Annotated in this window: 17 protein-coding genes, 1 tRNA gene and 1 pseudogene; 11 read left to right on the forward strand and 8 right to left on the reverse strand. The window is 73.2% G+C overall.

The genetic code is table 11. The features are described from left to right. Positions 1-137 precede the first annotated feature (137 nt). Positions 138-299 (reverse strand): hypothetical protein, encoded by a 162-nt coding sequence (locus NBM05_RS03505; RefSeq protein ID WP_254165172.1) that lies wholly within the window; start codon positions 297-299, stop codon positions 138-140. A 534-nt stretch (positions 300-833) separates the two neighbouring features. On the opposite strand from NBM05_RS03505, the gene NBM05_RS03510 reads away from it, so the two are divergent. Next, on the forward strand, positions 834-2,342 hold the full coding sequence (locus tag NBM05_RS03510) for a bifunctional 3'-5' exonuclease/DNA polymerase (protein ID WP_254165168.1): 1,509 nt from the start codon (positions 834-836) through the stop codon (positions 2,340-2,342). Between the two features lie 105 nt (positions 2,343-2,447). Here NBM05_RS03510 and NBM05_RS03515 read toward each other — a convergent pair whose 3' ends face one another. Continuing rightward, positions 2,448-3,212, reverse strand: coding sequence for an NUDIX hydrolase (locus tag NBM05_RS03515; RefSeq protein ID WP_309248105.1), 765 nt, complete (start codon positions 3,210-3,212; stop codon positions 2,448-2,450). Beyond that, the gene (nth, locus tag NBM05_RS03520) at positions 3,202-4,086 is read right to left on the reverse strand and encodes an endonuclease III (RefSeq protein WP_254165143.1); all 885 of its coding nucleotides are present in this window, start codon (positions 4,084-4,086) and stop codon (positions 3,202-3,204) included. Before nth ends, NBM05_RS03515 begins: the two co-directional genes overlap by 11 nt. 205 nt (positions 4,087-4,291) lie before the next feature. Here nth and acs point away from each other — a divergent pair, with 205 nt between their 5' ends. Continuing rightward, complete coding sequence (gene acs, locus NBM05_RS03525; protein ID WP_254165145.1) at positions 4,292-6,229, forward strand: acetate--CoA ligase; 1,938 nt, start codon at positions 4,292-4,294, stop codon at positions 6,227-6,229. A gap of 50 nt (positions 6,230-6,279) precedes the next feature. Next, entirely contained in the window at positions 6,280-6,711 is a 432-nt protein-coding gene (gene aroQ, locus NBM05_RS03530) for a type II 3-dehydroquinate dehydratase (protein ID WP_254165146.1), read from the forward strand. Between the two features lie 114 nt (positions 6,712-6,825). Here aroQ and NBM05_RS03535 read toward each other — a convergent pair whose 3' ends face one another. Further along, positions 6,826-8,004, reverse strand: a complete 1,179-nt coding sequence (locus NBM05_RS03535) for a MarP family serine protease (RefSeq protein WP_254165147.1) — start codon at positions 8,002-8,004, stop codon at positions 6,826-6,828. A 316-nt stretch (positions 8,005-8,320) separates the two neighbouring features. Here NBM05_RS03535 and NBM05_RS03540 point away from each other — a divergent pair, with 316 nt between their 5' ends. Further along, positions 8,321-8,998 carry a Crp/Fnr family transcriptional regulator gene (locus NBM05_RS03540; RefSeq protein WP_254165148.1) on the forward strand — a complete coding sequence of 226 codons (678 nt, stop codon included), beginning with the start codon at positions 8,321-8,323 and terminating at the stop codon, positions 8,996-8,998. A 63-nt stretch (positions 8,999-9,061) separates the two neighbouring features. Here NBM05_RS03540 and NBM05_RS03545 read toward each other — a convergent pair whose 3' ends face one another. The 3 genes from NBM05_RS03545 to NBM05_RS03555 are packed head-to-tail and all read right to left on the reverse strand — an operon-like array spanning position 9,062 to position 10,716. Next, entirely contained in the window at positions 9,062-10,045 is a 984-nt protein-coding gene (locus NBM05_RS03545; RefSeq protein WP_254165149.1) for an NUDIX hydrolase, read from the reverse strand. After that, entirely contained in the window at positions 10,032-10,523 is a 492-nt protein-coding gene (locus NBM05_RS03550) for a RidA family protein (RefSeq protein WP_373689272.1), read from the reverse strand. Before NBM05_RS03550 ends, NBM05_RS03545 begins: the two co-directional genes overlap by 14 nt. After that, the gene (locus NBM05_RS03555; RefSeq protein WP_254165151.1) at positions 10,516-10,716 is read right to left on the reverse strand and encodes a DUF4177 domain-containing protein; all 201 of its coding nucleotides are present in this window, start codon (positions 10,714-10,716) and stop codon (positions 10,516-10,518) included. Before NBM05_RS03555 ends, NBM05_RS03550 begins: the two co-directional genes overlap by 8 nt. Positions 10,717-10,859: 143 nt before the next feature. On the opposite strand from NBM05_RS03555, the gene NBM05_RS03560 reads away from it, so the two are divergent. The 7 genes and pseudogenes from NBM05_RS03560 to NBM05_RS03590 form a co-directional block, all read left to right on the forward strand. Continuing rightward, positions 10,860-13,022 (forward strand): transglycosylase domain-containing protein, encoded by a 2,163-nt coding sequence (locus NBM05_RS03560; protein WP_254165153.1) that lies wholly within the window; start codon positions 10,860-10,862, stop codon positions 13,020-13,022. Positions 13,023-13,028: 6 nt separating this feature from the next. Then, complete coding sequence (locus NBM05_RS03565) at positions 13,029-14,108, forward strand: metallophosphoesterase (RefSeq protein WP_254165155.1); 1,080 nt, start codon at positions 13,029-13,031, stop codon at positions 14,106-14,108. Between the two features lie 62 nt (positions 14,109-14,170). Then, positions 14,171-16,273 (forward strand): ABC transporter ATP-binding protein, encoded by a 2,103-nt coding sequence (locus tag NBM05_RS03570; RefSeq protein WP_254165157.1) that lies wholly within the window; start codon positions 14,171-14,173, stop codon positions 16,271-16,273. Next, complete coding sequence (locus NBM05_RS03575) at positions 16,266-18,101, forward strand: ABC transporter ATP-binding protein (protein WP_254165159.1); 1,836 nt, start codon at positions 16,266-16,268, stop codon at positions 18,099-18,101. Before NBM05_RS03570 ends, NBM05_RS03575 begins: the two co-directional genes overlap by 8 nt. Before the next feature lie 86 nt (positions 18,102-18,187). Further along, positions 18,188-18,261: transfer RNA gene (locus NBM05_RS03580), tRNA-Pro, on the forward strand. Positions 18,262-18,505: 244 nt separating this feature from the next. Beyond that, positions 18,506-19,570, forward strand: a complete 1,065-nt coding sequence (locus tag NBM05_RS03585) for an NAD(P)-dependent alcohol dehydrogenase (protein WP_254165161.1) — start codon at positions 18,506-18,508, stop codon at positions 19,568-19,570. Between the two features lie 83 nt (positions 19,571-19,653). Beyond that, positions 19,654-20,718 (forward strand): annotated as a pseudogene (locus NBM05_RS03590) (FAD-dependent oxidoreductase); the annotation flags it as partial. A 35-nt stretch (positions 20,719-20,753) separates the two neighbouring features. Here NBM05_RS03590 and NBM05_RS15960 read toward each other — a convergent pair. Continuing rightward, positions 20,754-21,192 (reverse strand): alpha/beta fold hydrolase (locus tag NBM05_RS15960; RefSeq protein ID WP_254165162.1); only part of this gene is annotated, 439 nt, incomplete at its 5' end.

Below are 21,192 nucleotides of genomic sequence, written 5' to 3' on the forward strand. Positions count from 1 at the left end.
TGGCCCACTCGGCTCCTCGGCCTCGGCCACTCGACGCCGGCCGCCTCAAGCCCTCAAGCCCTCAAGCCCTCAAGCCCTCAAGCCCTCAAGCCCAGCGTACCTACCCGGCACCGCGATCCGGGGCGCGACGAGCGGATTCAGGCCGCCCCGCGGTCCGGCGGGCCCCGGTGGGTCCGCTCGCGCCGGAGCCGGTCAAGCCGGCGTCGTCGGCGCGAGCTGTCCCGCAGGATCGAGGTCATGCCGACGAGCCAGACGACGAGGACGACGAAGCAGATGATCACGGAGGTTACGAGTCGCATGAGGTCCTTCAGGGTGAGGGCGCTGACACTGCGATCTTCATCGCCGCAACCGTTACCCACCAGTCTGCTGTACGGGTAACGTTTCGGTGGCGTCGCGGGCCCGGGCGACGACGCCGGCTCCGGCCCCTCGCCCGGCACGCGCCCGGCACCGCCGCGGACCCGCCCCGCACCGCCGGGACCCGCCCGGCGCCTCCCGCCCGACCGGCCGCCGCCGGCGTCGTCCTCGCAGGAGACAAGCTGGTACATCGTCTGGGACAATGGGAGGATGCACATCGTCCTCGGCCCTTCCCCGGAGCCGCGACGCCCCGACGAGGACGCGACGCAGCCGCTCTGGCGCGCCGTGTCGCTCGACGCCGGCCGCGAGGTCTCCGCCCGGGACTTCCCCCGCCCGCACCTGGCCGACGTCGTCCGCTCCGTCCTGGAGGACGCCGAGCGCCCCGACCGGATCCGCTGGGTCTGGGCCGACACCCGGGAGGTCTACCCCGAGCTGCTGGACGCCGGCATCGAGCTCGCCCGCGGCTGGGACCTGGGCCTCTGCCAGCGGATCCTGCGCGGGGCCGCGAGCCTGCCGGGCTCCGGCGTGGAGTACGAGCCGGCCGCCGGGATCGAGCCCGCCGCGGAGGAGCCCCCAGGTCGCGTGCCCCGCCCCGGGCCGACCCCGGTCAGGCCTCGCTCTTCGCCGCCCCCGCCGCGGCCCCCGCGCCCGCCGGACCCGACGTCGCGGCCCTGGTCCGCGAGCTCGAGGCGCAGCTGCGCGCCGTCGCCGGCAGCCCCCGCTCCCACCGCCTGAACCTCCTCCTCGCCGCCGAGTCCCAGGGTGGCCTGATCGCCGCGGAGATGCACCACGAAGGCCTGCCCTGGAACCGCGGCATCCACGAGCAGCTCCTGGAGCAGATGCTCGGCCCCCGCCCCGAGGAGGGCCGCCGGCCGGCCCGGATGCAGAGCCTCGCGGAGCACGTCGGCCGCGTCCTGGGCTCCGAGCGGCTCAACCCCGACTCCCCGCAGGACCTGCTGCGCGCCCTGAACTCGGCGGGCGTGCGCGTGGGCACGACCCGCAAGTGGGACCTCATGGCCTGGGCCGCGCAGGGCGGCGCCCAGACCGAGGAGCGCCGCGAGCTGATCCGCCCGGTCCTGGAGTACAAGCAGCTCTACCGGCTGTGGACCGCCAACGGGTGGCACTGGCTGGACGAGTGGATCCGGGAGGACAGGTTCCACGCCGCGTACGTGGTGGGCGGCGTCGTGACCGGCCGGTGGGCCGCGCACGGCGGCGGGGCCATGCAGATCCCCAAGACGGTGCGCGACGCCGTGCGCGCCGAGCCCGGCCACGTCCTCACCGTCGCGGACGCCTCCCAGGTCGAGCCGCGCATCCTCGCGGCCATGTCCGGGGACCGGGCGCTCGCCGTCGCGGGGCGCGGGCACGACCTGTACCTCGGGATCGCCGAGATCGGCCAGCGGACCGGCTCGGCCCTGAAGGACCGGCAGGCCGCCAAGATCGCGCTGCTGGGGGCCATGTACGGTGCGACGTCGGGGGACGCCGCGGCCATGATGCCGCACCTGCGCCGCCTGTTCCCCACCGCGATCGAGCTCGTCGAGAGGGCGGCCGCGGCGGGCGAGCGCGGCGGGCAGGTCTCCACCTGGCTCGGTCGCACCTCTCCCGTCCCCGACGAGGCGTGGTTCGCCTCCGTCCGCGACGTCGGGACGGCGCAGGCCGAGTCGAGGTCGCGCACGCTCTCCCGGTCCCACGGCCGGTTCACCCGCAACTTCGTGGTGCAGGGCACCGCCGCCGAGTGGGCCCTGTGCTGGATGGGCGAGATCCGGCGCCGCCTGCGCTCGGGCGGCGCGGACGGCGCCGGGATGCGGACGCGCATGGTCTTCTTCGTCCACGACGAGGTGGTGCTCTACGGCCCCGAGGAGGAGGCGGAGGCGGTGCACGGGATCGTCGCCGACGCCGCGGAGGCCGCCGGGCGGCTGCTGTTCGGCGACGCGCCCGTCGACTTCCCGCTCACGGTGGCCGCGGTCGGCTCCTACGCCGAGGCGAAGTGACCGGCGGCGCCGAGGGCCCGGAGCGGGGCGGCGTCGAGGACGACGTCGGGGCGAGGGCCGGACCGGCGTCGAGGTCGGCGTCGAGGTCGGCGCCCAGACCGGCCTCTAGAGCGGCGCCGGGATCCGCCGGGAGGTGTCCCACGGGACCGCCCAGCCGGTCTCGGTCAGGATGCGGTCCAGCAGCACCCCGGTGAACCCCCAGATCGTGACGTCGCCGCGCTCGGAGGCCACCGTGAAGGCCGGGGACCGGTAGGTGCGCCCGCCGCGCGAGACCGTCGCGTAGTGCCGCCGCTCAGGGTCCACCAGGTCCAGCACCGGCACCCGGAAGACCAGCGAGGACTCCGCGTGGTCGACGGCCTCGACCGGGCTCGGGCTGGCCCACCAGCCGATGACCGGGGTGACCCTGAAGTTGCTGACCGGCAGCGGCACCGGCGCCAGCGTCCCGAGGACCTCGACGCCGTCCCGGTCCAGCCCGGTCTCCTCGACCGCCTCGCGGAGGGCCGCCTCCACGTGGGGGTCGGGGGCGGCGTCGTCCCCCGGGTCCAGCTTGCCGCCCGGGAAGGCGGGCTGGCCCGCGTGGTGGCGCAGCGAGCCGGCGCGCACCACGATCAGCACGTCCAGCTCCGCGCCGATCCGCTCGGCCGTGCCCGCGAGGGCCGGGGAGCGGGTGCGGGCGGCGTCGTCGTCGAGCGCGCCGAAGAGGATCAGCACCGCCGCCTCGCGCACCGTCGCCGGGTCCATCCCGCCGATGCGCCACGGCTCCCGGTCCTCCATGACGACGCCGTCCCCGCGCCGCGCGAGCCGGGCGAGCGCGTCCCGGGCCCGGAAGACGGCGCCGGGGGCCGCGCCGGGGCGCGGATCAGGCGCCAAGGCCGTACCCCTCCGCCCGGAGCTGCCGCCGCGTCGCGCCCTCGAGGAAGCGCCGGTGCAGGTCCTCGCGCCCGGGGGCGAACTCGTTCCGCTGCAGCCGGGCCGCCGCGGCCTCGTCCGTCTCCCCCGCGCCGTAGGAGGGGCACAGGTCCGCCACGGGGCACACCCCGCAGGCCGGGACGCGCGCGTGGCAGATACGCCGCCCGTGGTAGATCAGGTGGTGGGACAGGTCGGTCCAGTCCCGGGGCTCGAAGAGGGCCGCGACGTCGGCCTCGACCTTCACGGGATCCGTCTGCTCGGTGAACCCGAAGCGGCGCGCGAGCCGGCCGAAGTGCGTGTCCACGGTGATCCCGGGCCGGCCGAACGCGTTGCCCAGCACCACGAAGGCGGTCTTGCGCCCGACGCCGGCCAGGCCCGTCAGCGCGTCCAGGTCGCCGGGCACCTCGCCGTCGTGCTCGTCGACCAGCTGGTTGGCGAGCGCGATGATCGAGCGGGTCTTGGCCCGGTAGAAGCCGAGCGGGCGGACGATCTCCTCGACGGCCTCGTGCCGCGCGGCCGCGAGCGCCTCGGCGTCGGCGTAGGCGGCGAAGAGCGTGGGGGTCACCGAGTTGACCTTCACGTCGGTGGTCTGCGCCGAGAGCACGGTCGCGACCAGCAGCTGGTAGGGGCTCTGGAAGTCGAGCTCGGCGACGGCGTACGGGTAGGTCTCCCCCAGGATGCGGTCGATCCGGCGGGCCCGGCGGATCAGCCCGAGCCGCGTCTCGGCGGCCCCGGTCCGACGACGCCGCGCGGCCCCCGCGCGCGCCTTCCCCTCGGGGACGTGGCGGATCTCCAGGCTCACGCCCGTGGTGCTCTCCGGCTGCGATGCGCTCATGGTCACCCAGCGTACCCGTGGGACGGCGCCGGGCACCGGCCGGGCGCCCCCGCGCGGGCCCGTTTTCACGGGCCGTGAAACACGGTGCGCCCCGGTGAGCCGCGTCACGCCCCTCGGTTAGAGTGGTGCGGGTGAGACATGGGGCACACCCGACCCCGGGCCCCCGGCCCGCCGGCGGGCCCCGGCATCGAGAGGAAAGGGAATCATGAGCGACACCCACCGGACGTTCCCGCCCAGCGAGGAGTTCGCCGCCCAGGCCAACGCCACGGCCGCGCTCTACGACGAGGCGGCCGAGAAGGGCCCCGAGTTCTGGGCCGAGCAGTCCCGCGCGCTGCTGGACTGGGACACCGAGTTCACCGAGACCCTCGACTGGTCCAACCCGCCCTTCGCGAAGTGGTTCCAGGACGGCACCCTCAACGCGGCCTACAACGCCGTGGACCGCCACGTCGAGGCCGGCCACGGCGACCGGGTAGCGCTGCACTTCGAGGGCGAGCCCGGCGACCGCGCCGAGTACACCTACGCCGACCTGCAGGCCGCGGTGTGCCGCGCCGCCAACACCTTCGAGCACCTCGGCGTGCAGAAGGGCGACCGGGTCGCGGTGTACCTGCCCATGATCCCCGAGGCCGTCGTCACCATGCTGGCGTGCGCCCGCATCGGGGCGATCCACTCCGTGGTCTTCGGAGGCTTCTCCGCCGAGGCCCTGCGCTCCCGGATCGACGACGGCCGGGCCAAGCTCGTGGTGACGGCCGACGGCTCCTACCGGCGCGGCCAGCCGACCACCCTCAAGCCCGCCGTGGACCGCGCGCTGGGCGACGGGGAGTCGAGCGTCGAGCACGTCCTGGTGGTCCGGCGCAACGGCGAGGACGTGGACTGGACCAACGGCCGGGACCTCTGGTGGCACGAGACGGTCGGGCAGGCCTCGAGCCAGCACGAGCCCGTCCCCCACGGCGCCGAGGACCCGCTGTTCATCCTCTACACCTCCGGCACCACCGGCAAGCCCAAGGGCATCCTGCACACCACGGGCGGGTACCTCACCCAGGCGGCCTTCACGCACCGCAACGTCTTCGACCTCAAGCCGGAGACGGACGTCTACTGGTGCACCGCCGACGTCGGCTGGGTCACCGGGCACACCTACATCGTCTACGGCCCGCTGCTCAACGGCGCGACCCAGGTGATCTACGAGGGCACCCCGGACTCCCCGCACCGCGGCCGGTTCTGGGAGATCGTGGACCGCTACGGCGTCAGCATCCTCTACACCTCCCCCACCGCGATCCGCACGATGATGAAGTGGGGCGAGGAGATCCCGAACGGGTACGACCTGGGCTCGCTGCGCCTGCTCGGCACCGTGGGCGAGGCCATCAACCCCGAGGCGTGGACCTGGTACCACCGGGTCATCGGCCACGGCCGCTGCCCGATCGTGGATACCTGGTGGCAGACCGAGACCGGCGCGATCATGATCTCCCCGCTGCCCGGCGTGACCGAGGCCAAGCCGGGGTCGGCGCAGCGGCCGCTGCCCGGCATCTCGGCCGGCGTCGTGGACGAGATGGGCGGGGAGCTCGACGCGGACCAGCAGGGCCTGCTGGTCCTGACGAAGCCCTGGCCCTCGATGCTGCGCACCATCTGGGGCGACGACCAGCGGTTCGTGGACACCTACTGGTCCCGGTTCGACGGCGGCGTCTACTTCGCCGGCGACGGCGCCAAGCGCGACGCCGACGGCGACATCTGGGTGCTCGGCCGCGTGGACGACGTCATGAACGTCTCCGGGCACCGGCTCTCGACGCCGGAGATCGAGTCCGCGCTGGTCTCCCACCCGGCCGTCGCGGAGGCCGCCGTGGTCGGCGCCGCGGACGAGACCACGGGCCAGGCCGTCTTCGCCTTCGTGATCCTCTCCGACGCGGCCGCCGAGGAGGGCCGGGACGCGGAGGAGCTGAGCCAGGAGATCCGGGCCCACGTGGGCGAGGAGATCTCGCCGATCGCCAAGCCCAAGAAGGTGCTGATCGTGCCCGAGCTGCCCAAGACCCGCTCGGGGAAGATCATGCGGCGCCTGCTCAAGGACGTGGCCGAGGAGCGCCCGGTGGGCGACGTCTCGACCCTGGCCGACCAGACGGTCATGGAGCAGATCACCCGGTCGCTGCAGCGCTGAGGACGCGCCGCGCGGCACCGATGCGGGGTGCCGCGCGGCACAATGGGGGGATGAGCAAACCGATCTTCGTCCTCAACGGCCCCAACCTGAACCTGCTCGGCACCCGCAGGCCCGAGGTGTACGGGCGCACCACCCTGGCCGACGTCGAGCGCTCGGTCCGCGAGCACGCCGAGCGCCTGGGCCTGGGCATCGAGTTCATGCAGTCGAACCACGAGGGCGCCCTGGTCGACGAGATCCAGCGGGCCCGCGAGGAGGCGGCGGGGATCGTCATCAACCCGGCCGCCTACACGCACACCTCGGTGGCCCTGCACGACGCGCTCGAGGCCGCGGAGCTGCCCGTCGTCGAGGTCCACCTCTCCAACGTGCACCGCCGCGAGGAGTTCCGGCACCGCTCGTTCGTCTCGCCGCAGGCGGAGGTCGTGATCGCCGGGGCCGGGCCGCAGGGGTACCTCATGGCGCTGGACTACCTCGCGAGGCGCTGAACCGTCGCGCTGAACCGCGGCGTCCGGACGGGGCGCCCGCCCTCCGGACCGGGCGCTCCGCCCTCCGTCCGGATCCGGTGGGCCCGGCCGGATCCCGCGGGCGCCGCCGGCCGGTCAGCCCCTCGTGCAGGCCCCGGTGTTGACCGGCACGGTGAGCGAGCCGAGCTGCTGCAGGACCGGGTCCAGCTCGGTGAGGGACAGCGCGTAGCCCGTCTGCCCGCCCGAGGCCTTGGCGAAGATCACGCCGATCACCCGCCCGTCCTGGTCCAGCAGCGGGCCACCGGAGTTGCCCTGCTGCACGTCGGCCGCGAGCTGGTACACCTCGCGGGGGATGCTGGCCTGGCCCTCCCGCGAGACGGTCGAGGTGTACCCCAGCCCCTGCACCGTGGCGGAGGAGGACTTGAAGGGGCCGCCGAGCGGGTACCCCATGAAGGTCGTGAGCTCGCCGTCCGCGGCGTAGCCCCCGGTCTCCAGCGGCGCGACGGGCAGGTCCGGGGCGGAGATCACGGCCAGGTCGGTGTCCGGGTCGAAGTACACGACCTCGCCCCGGTAGGCCCGCCCGCCGGGGGTCTCGACGAGCGGCTCGTCCACCCCGGCGACGACGTGGGCGTTGGTCACGACGAGGCCGTCCGCCGCCGCGAAGCCCGAGCCGGACTGGTTCTGGCGGCAGGCCTCGGCCGTGCCGTTGATGCGCAGGACGGAGTCCGAGGCGGCGGTGAGCGCGTCGTTCTGGACGGACTCGGAGGGGGCCTGCTGCTCGGGGAACAACCGGTCGGCCACCTCGGGGATGCCCGACTGCGCGAGCACCGCGGCCCGGGCCTGCGCGATGGCCTGCTGCACCCTCGCGGGCGTCCAGGATTCGAGCGTGGAAATCACTTGGGAATTATTAATTGCCATGGTGATCGATGCAACTCCGAGTTGTCCCGCCGAGAAACTCAGGATAATGATCACCAATGCGCAGGTAAGCACGTTCAACAATGCGCCGGCGATCCGCTCGATCAGGCCGAGCCCCGTCCGGTCCGAGATTCTGCGGAACGGCCGGGCGATCATCGCCCCGAGCACCTGCCCTACGGCGATCAGGACCACGATGCTGAGCACGGCCACGAGGATGCGCCACCAGCCGCTGGCCGCCTCGACCAGCAGGGGCGCGAGGTAGAAGGCCGCGACGGCGCCCGCCGCGAAGCCCAGCACCGACCCCAGGGTCATGAAGAAGCCCCGCACGTACCCCCCGATGAGGTAGAGCGCGAGGACGACGAGCAGGATCCAGTCGAGCACGGTGAGGTTCTGGAGCATCGCGGCCTATCTGGTGGGCGCCCGGTGGGGGCGCGTGGCCCGGCTCAGGGGCGGCTGTGCGCCCCGGGAGCGGGCGGTCGTCGTCGGTGAGTGCCCCAGTCTAGGCGGGTTTCCTGACAGCCAGCTTGTGCCGCGCTGAGCGACGAACGGCGCGGATGCGGCCGATTCCGGCGCGCATGTGGCATATCCAACCTTTAACTTATACAGTGGTATCGAAATGAAGGTTGCCGGACCCGATTCGAGGGCGAACGAACCAATCGCTGTGCGCGAATCCCGTCGATTCGACAACTCAACCCACGCCTGCATGAGGAGAATTATGGATATTGAGGTTCTGCGCCGAGCACCCCTCTTCGCTTCCCTGGACGACGAGGCCTTCGCGGCCCTGACCGAGGAGCTCACCGAGGTCGACCTGTCCCGTGGCGCGTCGCTGTTCTACGAGGGCGACCCCGGGGACCAGCTCTACTTCGTCGTCTCGGGCAAGATCAAGCTCGGTCGCACCGCCTCCGACGGGCGCGAGAACCTCGTGGCCATCATGGGCCCGGGCGAGATCTTCGGCGAGATGGCCCTGTTCGACCCGGGCCCCCGCTCGACGTCGGCCACCGCCGTCTCCGAGGCCCGCCTCGCCGGGGTCAAGCACTCCAGCCTGAAGAAGGCCATGGAGCGCAGCCCCTCGATCTCCGCCCAGGTGCTCCAGGCCCTGGCCCGGCGCCTGCGCCGGTCCAACGAGAACCTCGCGGACCTGGTCTTCTCCGATGTGCCGGGCCGCGTGGCCAAGGCCCTGCTGGACCTCGCGGACCGCTTCGGGCGCCCGGCGACCGACGGCATCCTGGTCGCCCACGAGCTCACCCAGGAGGAGCTGGCCCAGCTCGTCGGCGCCTCCCGCGAGACCGTGAACAAGGCCCTGGCCGAGTTCGTCCAGCGCGGGTGGATCCGCCTGGAGGCCCGCGCCGTCGTGATCATGGACCTGCAGCGCCTGCGCCAGCGCAGCCGCTGATCCGTCCGCCGCGATCAGTACGCGGAAGGGGCCGGGGATGACTCCCCGGCCCCTTCCGCGCGTTCAGGCGCCCTTCTCTCGCGCCCCGCAGGAGTCGCGGGGCGGCGTGAACTCGAGGAACAGCCCGCCCTCGGCGCGCACCAGCTCCGCCTTCTTCACACCCACGGGGCGCTTGCGGGTCAGGAACGCCACGGTGGTCTCGCAGCGGCTCAGGGACTCGAGGATGCACATGACCCCGGGGGTCATGAGGTCCACGGCCCGCTCCCCGCGCGTCTCCGGCGTGCCGATCTCCTCGCCGAGCGCCGTCGAGTCGGCCTCGCGCAGCAGCGCGCGCACCCCGACCCAGCGCCCCCAGATCCCCTTGGAGTCGAGCAGCCGCGGCCGCTGCCCCACGGGCACGGCCGCCGCGAAGTAGTGGGTGTCGAAGCGCCGGTGGCTGAAGTCGGGGGACTGCCAGCGGCCCAGCGGCTTCAGCAGGTCCGTGCGCAGCTTGAGCCCGCCCCGGCGCAGGTGGTCGGCGAAGCTGAGCTCCTGGCCGGCCACCGCCTCGCGGCTGGCCATGGTCTCGCTGGCCTCGCTGTGCTCCACGGTGGCCAGCTGGTCGGGTCCGGCCAGCAGGATGCCGATCTCCTCGAAGCTCTCGCGGATCGCGGCGACCACCGCGCCGCGGGCACGGTTCAGGTCCTCCCCGCCGAACTTCCGCGCCCACTGCTCGGGCGTGGGCCCGTACCATCCGATCGGGTCGCCGTCCCGGGGCTCGACGACGCCGCCTGGGAACCCGACCTTCCCCAGCGGCGAGGACGGGGTCGGCCGGTAGGTCAGGAACGTCTCGAGGCCGTCCTCGCCCTCCCGGGTGAAGACGACCGAGGCCGCGGTGCGGAGGGGGCAGCTGGGGACCAGCTCCCCCTCCTCGAGCCAGGCCCGCGCGGCCGCCGCCTCGTGGGGCGGCAGCGCGAACCGGCGCGGGGCTCCCGAGCAGGCCGGGCGCCCCGCGTCGCCGCTCGCGGGGCCCGCGGGGGGCCCTACGGCGAGGTCATGCGTATTCAACGATCAGTTCCACTTCCACGGGCACGTCCAGCGGCAGGACGGCGACGCCGACCGCCGAGCGGGAGTGCACCCCCGCCTCCCCGAACGCCTGCCGGTACAGCTCCGAGGCGCCGTTGAGCACGAGCGCCTGGTCGGTGAAGCCCGGGTCCGAGCTGACGAACCCGGTGACCTTGACCACTCGTCGGACCCGGTCCAGGTCGCCGATGGCGGACTTGACCGCCGCGAGGGTGTTCAGCGCGCAGGTGCACGCCTGGCGCTGCGCCTCCTCGAGGCTCACGGCCCCGGGCTCGCCGGTCGCCGACACCTTGCCGGTGACCTCGACCTTCCCGTCCCGAACGGGGATCTGGCCCGAGGTGTACACGTAGTTCCCCGAGGTGACCGCGGGGACGTACGCGGCCACGGGGGTCGCGACGTCGGGGACCGTCAGCCCGGCCTCCGCGAGGCGCGCCTCGACCTGCGACGCGGCCACCTCAGGCATCCTTCCGGCGCTTGAAGTAGGCGATCGGGTTGGCCTGCGTCGGCGCGACCATGTTGCCCGAGGGCGCCTCCCCCGCCGGGGCCGAGCCGGGCAGGACGGTCACCAGCTCCCAGCCGTCGTGACCCCAGTTGTCGAGGATCTGCTTGGTCGCGTGGATCATCAGCGGCACGGTTGCGTATTCCCATTTCTCCATGTGCCCCAGCCTATCCGCGGGCCCGGGCGCGCGCTATTCCCCGCCGGCCTCCCTGAGACGGGGACCGGGCGCCCGCGTCATACGGGCCGGTGTACGGGCCCGTCGGCAGGGCGCTCTCAGGATTGGCTTGTATCCTGGTGCGCATGGCTTCATCGACCACACCCCCTCGGAAGCGCGGACGGCGCACTCTGAGCGACCTCACCCAGTTCATCGCCCTGAGCATCGTGGCGGGGTTCGTGACCGCGGGTCTGCTGATCCCGCCGACCGCGGCCGTGGGGCTGACCGCCAACGCCTCGATCAACTGGTTCAAGGGCCTGCCCGACGACCTCTCGGAGGGCCCCCTCTCCCAGCCGTCGGTGGTCCTGGCCAGCGACGGCGAGCAGATCGCCACGTTCTACTCGGAGAACCGGGACGAGGTCCCGCTGGACCAGATCTCCCAGAACATGATCGACGCGCAGCTGTCCATCGAGGACGACGACTTCTACGAGCACGGCGGCGTCGACGCCATGGGCATCGGCCGCGCCATCCTCAACAACATCGTCAACCCCAACAGCCGTCAGGGCGCCTCGACGATCACGCAGCAGTACGTCAACAACCTGCTGATCGACTCCGCGACCCAGAGCGGCGGCGACCCGTACGAGACCATGGGCGCCAACAAGGGCCTGATGGACAAGGTCAAGGAGATGAAGCTCGCCATCTCGATGGAGCAGAACAAGTCGAAGGACGAGATCCTCAACGGCTACCTGAACATCGTGAACTACGGCGGCAGCAACTACGGCGTGCAGGCCGCCGCCCAGCACTACTGGGGCGTGGACGCCTCGCAGCTGAACATCCAGCAGTCGGCCCTGCTCGCCGGCATGGTCCAGTCCCCCGCCTACTACGACCCGGTCGCCAACCCCGAGGCGGCCACCGAGCGCCGCAACACCGTGCTCTACACGATGCTGCAGAACGACCGCATCACCCAGGCTGAGTACGACGCCGCCGTCGCCTCCGGCCTGGACCTGGACGTCCACGACATCCGCTCCGGCTGCTCCGCGGCCGAGGAGGCCCCCTACTTCTGCGACTACATCCAGAACCTGGTGCTGCAGGACGACTCCTTCGGCGACACCCCGGAGGACCGTCAGGTCCAGCTCACCCGCGGCGGCCTGACGATCCAGACGACCCTGGACATGAAGGCCCAGCGGGCCGCGCAGGAGCAGGTCGAGCGGACCCAGCCCCTCGAGTCCAACACCGATCGGGTGAACACCTCGCTCGTCTCGGTCGAGCCGGGCACCGGCAACATCCTCTCGATGGCCCAGAACTCCAACTACGCGGGCGAGGAGGGCACCAGCAACACGCTGTACAACTACAACGTGGAGAGCGCGCTCGGCGGCACCGCGGGCTTCGCTCCCGGCTCGACCTTCAAGCCCTTCACCCTCGCCGAGTGGATCAAGGAGGGCAACGGCGTCAACGCCCGGGTGGACGCGCGGCGGCTGAGCTACCCCGCGGGCACCGAATGGAACGCCTCCTGCGTGGACGGCGGCAAGGTCGTCAACCCGGGTGCCAACGGCGCCTGGTCCTTCCAGAACGCGACCCCGGGCTACCAGCGGCAGATGACCGTCAACGAGGGCATCTACAACTCGATCAACTCGGCGCTGTACGCCACGGCCGAGTACGTGGACCTGTGCGGCATCGGCGACACCGCCGAGGCCCTCGGCGTGACCGAGCCGTCCCAGGACAACGTCGGCCAGCGCCAGCGGATCGCGACCGAGCAGTCGCTCGCCTCCCTGATCGGCACCTCGCAGGTCACCCCGATCTCCATGGCCAACGCCTTCGCGACCTTCGCCTCGGACGGCATGTACTGCCAGCCGCGCGCGATCGAGAGCGTGACCGACCGGCGTGGCCAGGCGATCGAGATGCCCGCGAGCCAGTGCAACCGGGCCCTGGACGAGGACGTCGCCCGCGGCGTCAACTTCGTCCTCAAGGAGGTCCTGAAGCGCGGCTCCGGCTATGAGCGCGACATCGACCTCGACGACGCCTCGGCGGCCAAGACCGGCACCACCGACAACTCGACGCAGACCTGGATGGTGGGCTACACCCGCGGCATCTCCACCGCGTCGTGGGTCGGCAACGCCGACGAGCAGGGCCGTTCGCTGAACAACCTGAACATCGGCGGGCAGTCCCGCGACTACGTCGACGGCTCGTCCTTCGCCGGCACGCAGTGGCAGCGCTACATGAACACCGTCAAGGGCGACCACAACACCGACAAGTTCACCGACCCCTCGGAGAAGGTCCGCGGGGACGACATCGAGTCGGACAAGGCCTAGCCGCCCATGGCCGGTGATCCTCGACCGGCCGCCCCCTCCGGGGGGCGGCCGAGCGCCCGCGCGCTGATCGGCGGCGGGCTGGCCGTCCTCGGGGCGGGGGCCGCGGCGTCGGCCGCCGCGCTGGCCTACGGGCACCTCGTGGAGCTCAACCGCTTCCACGTCCGGCGGGAGACCCTGCCCGTGCTGCCCCCGGGCTCCCCCGACGTGCGCGTCCTGCACCTGTCGGACCTCCACATGATCCCGGGCCAGCGGCGCAAGGTCGACTTCGTGCGCGGGCTCGCGGCGCTGGAGCCGGACGCGGTGATCAACACCGGGGACAACTTCAGCCACCTCGAGTCCCTCCCCTGGCTCCTCGAGGCCCTGGACCCGCTGCTGGACCTCCCGGGCGCCTACGTGCCCGGGTCGAACTGCTACTTCGCGCCGAAGCCGAAGAACCCCGCGCGGTACCTGTGGCTGCACACGGGCGGGGAACGGCGTCGGGAGGATCCCGCGGCGGTCCTGCCCTTCCGGGAGATGCACGCGGCCTTCGACTCCCGCGGCTGGCGGGGGCTGGTCAACACGACGGGGGAGCTCACGGTCCGGGGGGTGCGGCTCGACCTCTCCGGGGTCGACGATCCCCATCTCGGCTACGACCGCCACCCCGGCTTCGCCCCGGCCGCGGACCGGGCGGCGGGGTCGGCCGCGGACCAGCCGTCCGGGACGCCCGCGGGCCGGGACGCCCGCACGTCGGCGGACCGGGCGGGCGCGCCCCCGTCGGTCCGGGTCGGCGTCGCCCACGCGCCGTACCTGCGCACGCTGCGGCGCTTCGCCGAGGACGGCGCCGAGGTCGTCTTCGCCGGTCACACGCACGGCGGCCAGATCTGCCTGCCCGGCGGGCGGGCGCTGGTCTCCAACTGCGATCTCCCGCCCTCCCGCGCCAAGGGCGTCTCCCACGACGAGGGCGTCCCGGTCCAGATCTCGGCCGGCCTGGGGACCTCCCGCTTTGCCCCCGTGCGGCTGTTCTGCCCGCCCGAGGCGGTGCTGGTGACGCTGACCGCTCGGCCCTCAGACGAATCCGCGCCCTCGCGGTCCCACCCCTCCCGCTGACGGAGTAGCCTGGACGGGTGCGTTCATCCCGTCCGGGCAGGACGACCCCTGCCGACCGTCTGATGTCGGAGTACATGGCGCCGATCCGCGCCAAGCTCCTCGGGGGGATGGCGTGCGCCCTCGCCGGGGCCGTCATGGCCCTCGCGATCCCGCAGGCGCTGCGCCACCTCGTCGACGACGTCCTGGGGCCCGACGCCGGGGCGGGCGCGGTCTGGCTGAGCGCGGGCGTCATCGCGGGCCTGGGGCTGCTGCAGGTCTTCTTCCAGTGGCTGCGCCGCTTCCTGATCCTCGTGCCGTCGACGCACATGGAGCTGCAGATGCGCATGGCGCTGTTCGACAAGCTGCTGCGCCTGCCCAGCTCGTTCCACGACCAGTGGCCCTCCGGCCAGCTGCTTCAGCGCTCGATGTCCGACCTCTCGCTGACCCGCCGGTGGATCTCCTTCGGCCTGGCGCAGACGGTCACGACCGTGGCGACGATCGCGCTCGGCGTCGTGCTGATGTTCACCAGCTCCTGGCTGCTGTCCCTGATCTACCTGCTCGCGGTGCTGCCCGTGGTGTGGGTCGTGGCGCGCACCGTGCCGCGCGCCCGGACGCTCACCCGCCGGACGCAGCAGCAGGCCGGCGACCTCGCAACCGGCGTCGAGGAGGGCGTGCGCGGGATCCGGGTGCTCAAGGCCCTGGGACGCGGCCGGCACTCGCTGGAGCGGTTCGGCGAGCGGGCCGAGGGGCTGCGGCGGTCCGAGGTCGACCGGGCACGCACGCTCGCGGCCCTCTCGGCGCGGACCTGGCTGCTGCCGGAGATCGCCATGGCCGTGTGCCTCGGGCTGGCAGGCTACCTGGTCGCCCGGGGGACGATCAGCACGGGCGCCGTTGTGGCCTTCTTCGCGACCGCCGTCATCGTGACCACGCGCGTGCGCGACGCCTCGGGCATCCTCACGATGTACCTGGGCGCGCGCGTCGCGCGGGACCGGCACTACCAGGTGCTGCAGGCCGAGGGCGCGGAGGAGGTGCCGCTGACCGACGCGGCGCGGGGCGAGCGCGCCGGGACCGGTGGCACCGAGACCGCCGGCGCGGCGCGGCTGGAGCTGCGCGGCGTCGGGTTCGCCGTGCCCGCCGAGGGCTCCTACGCCGCGATCGACCGCGGGGAGCAGACCGGCGAGGACCTGCCCGCGGGCGCCGGGTCCGCCCCCGGCACGAGCATCCTGCGGGACGTCGACCTGACGGTCGAGCCGGGTCGGACCCTCGCCCTGGTGGGCGGCACCGGGTCCGGCAAGTCGATACTGCTCTCGCTCGTCCCCCGGCTGCGCGAGGCCACCTCGGGCACCGTCCTGGTCGACGGGCGGGACGCGGCCGCGATGAGCCTCGACGAACTGCGCGCCGAGATCTCCGTGGCCTTCGAGGAGCCCACCCTCTTCTCCGCCTCAGTGCGCGAGAACGTGCTCATGGGCCTCCCCGACCCCGCCCACGACGACGCGCGGGACCCCTACGCGCCGATCCGCCGCGAGCGCGCCCTCGCCAAGGCGCTGGAGACCGCGGCCGCGGAGTTCGCGCTGGCGCTCCCCGACGGCGTCGAGACCCGCATCGGCGAGGAGGGCCTGAGCCTCTCGGGCGGGCAGCGGCAGCGGATCGCCCTGGCCCGCGCGATCGCGCCCCACCCCCGGCTGCTCCTGCTCGACGACCCGCTCTCCGCGCTCGACACCCAGACCGAGGCGGCGGTGGTGGGGAACCTGCGCCGCACGCTGCGGGACACCACCACGATCATCACCGCGCACCGGGCCTCCACGGTGGCGCTGGCGGACCGGGTCGCGCTGCTGCAGGAGGGCCGGGTCGTGGCGGCGGGGACCCACGCCGAGCTCATGCGCCTGCCGGAGTACCGGCACCTCATGGCCACGGGGGCCGCGGCGGAGGAGATCTCCCCCGCGTCCCCGGGATCCGCGGAGGGTGCTCCGCCGGCGGCCCCCGGGGCCGAAACCCCGGTGCGCGACGCCGGAGGCGAGTCCCCGTCAGGTGAGGCCGGGGCCGGGTCCCCGGTGCGCGACGCCGGACCTCACGACGCCGCGGGCCCCGCCAGCGAGGCGCCCGCCTCCGAGCCCTCCCGCCCCGGACCGCGCTCGCCGCGCAGGTCGCGCCGCGAGAACGCGCGCCGAGGAGGCACCGATGACTAGCCACATGATGCCGGGCCGCGGCGTCAGCAACGAGGACGCGATCCGCCTCGACCCGGCCGCCCGGCGCGCCGTCCGCAAGCGCACCTTCCGCCTGCTGCGCTCGATGCTGCGCCCGGTGATCTGGCCCTCGCTCGGCACCCTGCTGCTCGTGGTCCTGGCCCAGGTGCTCGGCGCGCTCGGCCCCGCCCTGACCGGCTGGGGCATCGACCGCGGCTTCCCGGCCATGGCCGCCGGCGACCCCGCCCCGCTGCTGTGGATCGCCGGCTTCTTCGTGGTCTCCTCGGCCGTCTCGGCCCTGTGCGTCTACCTCAACGAGACGATCACCGCCAAGATCTCCCAGGCGGTCCTGCTGCGCCTGCGCCGCCGCACCTACGCCCACGTCCAGCGCCTGAGCCTGCAGTTCCACGAGACCTACACCTCGGGCCGCGTCATCTCCCGCCTGACCTCCGACCTCGAGGCCATGCGGCAGTTCCTCGACTCCGGCCTCTCCCAGATCGCCTCGGCCCTGGTCTCGATGGTCGCGATGAGCGTGCTGGTGGTCGCCCTGGACTGGCGCACGGGCCTGATCCTGCTGGTGGCGATGGTCCCCATGGTCGCGATGACGCTCTGGTTCCGCAGCGCCTCGGAGGTGCAGTACCGGGCCCAGCGGGTCTCCTCCGCGCGGCTGGTCGGGCGGTTCATGGAGACGGTGACCGGCATGCGCGCGGTCTCGGCGTTCAGGAACCAGCCCCGGGCCCGCCGCTCCTACCTGGGCAGCGCGGACGAGTACCGGGTCGAGAACCTCAAGGTCGTGCGGATCTTCGGCATCTACATGCCGGGGGTCATGCTGCTGTCCAACCTCACGGTGGCCGCCGTGCTGCTCTTCGGCGGGTTCAACGTCCTGAGCGGGACGCTCGCCGTCGGGACCCTCCTCTCGCTGGTGCTGTACACCCAGCGGATCTTCGGCCCGGTCATGGAGCTGTCCAACTTCTACAACACGCTGCAGTCGGCCGCCGCCGCGCTGGAGAAGGTCTCCGGCCTGCTGGAGGAGGAGCCCGACGTCGCCGACCCCGAGCGCCCCCGCTCCCCCGGCGGCGTCCCGGGCGCCCGCGGCCGGATCGAGTTCGACGACGTCGCGTTCGGCTACGGCGCCGACGTCGACCGCCCGGCCCTGCACCCCCTCAGCCTGGACATCCCGCCGGGCCAGAAGGTCGCGCTGGTGGGCCGGACCGGCGCCGGGAAGTCGACCATCGCGAAGCTGCTGGCGCGCTTCTACGACGTCGGGACCGGCGCCATCCGCCTCGACGGCGTGGACCTGCGCGAGCTGACCGACGCGGACCTGCGCCGCGAGGTCACCATGATCACCCAGGAGGCGTTCCTGTTCTCGGGGACGGTCGCGGAGAACATCGCGCTCGGCCGCCCGGAGGCGAGCCGCGCCGAGGTCGAGGAGGCCGCGCGCCGGCTGGGGGCCGACGAGTTCATCCGGAGCCTGCCCGAGGGCTACGAGACGGACCTGCAGAAGCGCGGCGGCCGGGTCTCCTCGGGCCAGCGTCAGCTGATCTCCTTCGCCCGGGCCTTCCTGGCGGACCCGTCCGTGCTGATCCTGGACGAGGCCACCGCGTCCCTCGACCTCCCCTCGGAGCGCCGGGTCCAGCGCGGCCTGGAGGAGCTGCTGAGGGGGCGCACCGCCCTCGTCATCGCCCACCGCCTCTCCACCGTGCTCGACGCCGACCGGGTGCTGGTGATCGACGAGGGCCGGGTCGTGGAGGACGGCAGCCCGGCCGAGCTGATCGCGGCCGGCGGGCGGTTCGCGCAGCTGCACCGGACGTGGGAGGAGTCGCAGGGCTGAGCCCGCGGTGCGCTCAGTTTGCCGCGGCCCGCCGGGTCCGTTATCCTTGAGAAGTTGCTTGGCGCGATCAGCGGACAGGTCAACATCGGGATGTGGCGCAGCTTGGTAGCGCGCGTCGTTCGGGACGACGAGGTCGCAGGTTCAAATCCTGTCATCCCGACCCACCGGAAGGCCCCGGATCGCTCACGCGGTCCGGGGCCTTCGTCGTTCCACCGGCCCCTCCGCCCCCGCCGAGACGCCCCGTCGGGGCCTCCGCGCCCATCCTGCGCAAGCCTGTTCCCTCCCTTGACCTTCCGCCCCGCTTTATTCCCGGCTTTTCCGACGGCGAACCCCGCTGGCACCGGCTCACATATAAGCGTAGGTATATACGAGACCCCAGTTTCGTCAGGCATCAGGAGGAACCCATGCCCATCACCGTCAAGGCGCTCCAGAAGACGGGCCCGGACCAGCCGTTCCGGGTCGCGCAGATCGAGCGGCGCGACCCGCGCGCGGACGACGTCGTCATCGACATCAAGGCCGCGGGCATCTGCCACAGCGACATCCACACCATCCGCAACGAGTGGGGCGAGGCGCACTTCCCGCTGACCGTGGGCCACGAGATCGCCGGCATCGTGGAGGCCGTGGGCTCCGACGTCACCGACTTCAAGGTCGGGGACCGGGTCGGCGTCGGCTGCATGGTCAACTCCTGCGGCGAGTGCGAGCAGTGCCGGGCCGGGCAGGAGCAGAACTGCCTACGCGGCAACATCGGCACGTACAACGTCGAGGACGTGGACGGCAGCATCACCCAGGGCGGCTACTCGGAGAAGGTCGTGGTGAACCAGGGCTTCGTCCTGCGCATCCCCGAGGCCCTCGACTTCGACGTCGCCGCTCCCCTGCTCTGCGCCGGCATCACCACCTACGCGCCGCTGGCCACCTGGAAGGTCTCCGAGGGCCAGAAGGTCGCCGTGCTGGGCCTGGGCGGGCTCGGCCACATGGGCGTGCAGATCGCGGCCGCCAAGGGCGCCGAGGTCACCGTGCTCTCCCGCTCGCTCAAGAAGGAGGAAGTGGCCAAGGAGCTCGGCGCGAGCCGCGTGCTGGCCACCGCCGAGGACGGCTTCTTCGAGGAGCACCGCGGCGAGTTCGACCTGATCCTCAACACCATCAGCGCGGACATCCCGGTCGACTCCTACCTCGGGCTGCTGAAGCCCCACGGCGTGATGACCGTGGTCGGGCTGCCGCCGGCCGCCCAGCCGCTGCACTTCGGCTCGCTCATCCTGGGCGGCAAGGTGCTCGCCGGCTCCAACATCGGCGGGATCGCCGAGACCCAGGAGATGCTCGACTTCTGCGCCGAGCACGGCCTGGGCGCCAAGATCGAGAAGGTCGGCGTGCACGAGGTGGACGAGGCCTACGAGCGGGTGGTCGCGGGCGAGGTGCACTTCCGCTGCGTCATCGACACCTCGACGTTCGACGACGCCGAGGTCGAGGCCTGACCCGGCCATGACCGCCATCCCCTGAGGAGCCCCGCCCCGGCAGCAGTCGGGGCGGGGCTCCTCGCCCATCTCCAGGAGGAACCATGAGCGAGCAGCAGAGCGGCGACCCGCGGGACGCGCGGTCGCGAGGCACCGGGGCGAGCCGGAACGGATCGCACGACGGCGAGGCGCGGGCCGCGGAGGCCTACGACGTCGTCGTGATCGGCGGCGGCCCGGTCGGCGAGAACGCCGCCGACTACGCCATCCGCGGCACCGACCGCACCGCCGCCCTGGTCGAGGCCGAGCTCTACGGCGGGGAGTGCTCCTACTGGGCCTGCATGCCCTCCAAGGCGCTGCTGCACCCGCTCGACGTCGTGGCCGAGGCCGAGCACCTGGGCGGGATCGAGCGCCCGGTCCGGGTCTCGCCCCGGGAGCTCATGGCCCGCCGCGACGAGTGGGTCTCCCGGTACGACGACGCCGGCCAGGAGCACTGGGTGCGCTCGGCCGGGATCACCCCGGTGCGCGGGCGGGGGCGGCTGGCCGGGCCCCGCGTCGTCGAGGTCGAGGGCCCGGACGGCTCGGTGCGGCGGCTCGAGGCCCGCGAGGCCGTGATCGTGGCGACCGGCTCGAGCCCGGCCGTCCCGGAGCCGTACCGCGGGATCGCCGCGTGGGGCTCCCGGGACGCGACCGGGGTGCGCGAGGTCCCGGAGCGCCTCGCCCTGGTCGGGGGCGGCGTGGTGGCCTGCGAGTCGGCCCGCTGGCTGAGCGCGCTGGGCTCCCGGGTGACGATGATCGTGCGCGGCGACGCGCTGCTGGGCTCGGCGGAGCCCTTCGCCGGGGAGGCCGTGGCGGAGTCCCTGCGCGAGCAGGGCGTCACGATCCTGTTCGGCGCGCAGGCCCGCGGCGCCGAGCGGGAGGGAGCGGATCCCGACGCCGGCGTGGGCGTCCCCCACGGCGGCCCGGTGACTCTGGAGCTGACCGGGTCCGATGGCGACTCGTCGCTCACCGTGGACGAGGTGCTCGTGGCGACCGGCCGCCGGCCGGCCCTGGACGATCTGGGCCTGGACGCCGTCGGGCTGGATGCCCGGGACCTGCGGGGCTGGACGCACCCCGGCGGTGACTCGCCGCTGCCGGAGTGGCTGTACCTGGTGGGCGACGCGAGCGGCGAGGCGCCGCTGACCCACTGGGGCAAGTACCGCGCCCGTCAGGTGGGGCTCGCGGTCGCGGCGGCCGCGGCCGGGACCAGCGCGCGGACCGGGCGCTCGCCGAAGAACTCGTGCAGGTCCGCCGCGACCCGGTCGGGCGCCTCGGCGGGCAGCAGGTGGGCCGTGTCGAGGTAGACGATCGACTCCGCGTCCCGCACCCCGGCGGCGACGGCGGCGAGGGTCTCGGGCGGGGTCGCCTCGTCGTACTCCCCGGCGACGGTCAGGACCGGCACGGCGATCTCGCCCAGCCGGTCGCGCAGGTCGAAGGCGGCCAGCGCGCGGCAGACCAGGCCGTAGCTGTGCCGGTCCGCCGACTGCAGCGCGTGCAGCAGGTCGGTGGCCACCTCGCCGCGCCGCTCCATGAACCCCGGCGCGAACCAGCGCTGGGCGGATCCCGTGACCTGGGTCGGCGTGCCCGCGGCCTCCACGAGCTCGGCG

The organism is Rothia santali (genome assembly GCF_024199905.1).
GTDB classification, from domain to species: Bacteria; Actinomycetota; Actinomycetes; order Actinomycetales; family Micrococcaceae; genus Rothia; species Rothia santali.

What these genes read in the sequence shown, in the direction of transcription:
- NBM05_RS03570 (WP_254165157.1), top strand. Translation starts at nt 14,171, where the DNA reads ATGTCGGAGTACATGGCGCCGATCCGCGCCAAGCTCCTCGGGGGGATG.
- NBM05_RS03575 (WP_254165159.1), top strand. Translation starts at nt 16,266, where the DNA reads ATGACTAGCCACATGATGCCGGGCCGCGGCGTCAGCAACGAGGACGCG.
- NBM05_RS03555 (WP_254165151.1), bottom strand. Translation starts at nt 10,716, where the DNA reads ATGGAGAAATGGGAATACGCAACCGTGCCGCTGATGATCCACGCGACC.
- NBM05_RS03540 (WP_254165148.1), top strand. Translation starts at nt 8,321, where the DNA reads ATGGATATTGAGGTTCTGCGCCGAGCACCCCTCTTCGCTTCCCTGGAC.
- NBM05_RS03505 (WP_254165172.1), bottom strand. Translation starts at nt 299, where the DNA reads ATGCGACTCGTAACCTCCGTGATCATCTGCTTCGTCGTCCTCGTCGTC.
- NBM05_RS03585 (WP_254165161.1), top strand. Translation starts at nt 18,506, where the DNA reads ATGCCCATCACCGTCAAGGCGCTCCAGAAGACGGGCCCGGACCAGCCG.
- nth (WP_254165143.1), bottom strand. Translation starts at nt 4,086, where the DNA reads ATGAGCGCATCGCAGCCGGAGAGCACCACGGGCGTGAGCCTGGAGATC.
- NBM05_RS03535 (WP_254165147.1), bottom strand. Translation starts at nt 8,004, where the DNA reads ATGCTCCAGAACCTCACCGTGCTCGACTGGATCCTGCTCGTCGTCCTC.
- NBM05_RS03565 (WP_254165155.1), top strand. Translation starts at nt 13,029, where the DNA reads ATGGCCGGTGATCCTCGACCGGCCGCCCCCTCCGGGGGGCGGCCGAGC.
- NBM05_RS03550 (WP_373689272.1), bottom strand. Translation starts at nt 10,523, where the DNA reads ATGCCTGAGGTGGCCGCGTCGCAGGTCGAGGCGCGCCTCGCGGAGGCC.
- aroQ (WP_254165146.1), top strand. Translation starts at nt 6,280, where the DNA reads ATGAGCAAACCGATCTTCGTCCTCAACGGCCCCAACCTGAACCTGCTC.
- acs (WP_254165145.1), top strand. Translation starts at nt 4,292, where the DNA reads ATGAGCGACACCCACCGGACGTTCCCGCCCAGCGAGGAGTTCGCCGCC.
- NBM05_RS03560 (WP_254165153.1), top strand. Translation starts at nt 10,860, where the DNA reads ATGGCTTCATCGACCACACCCCCTCGGAAGCGCGGACGGCGCACTCTG.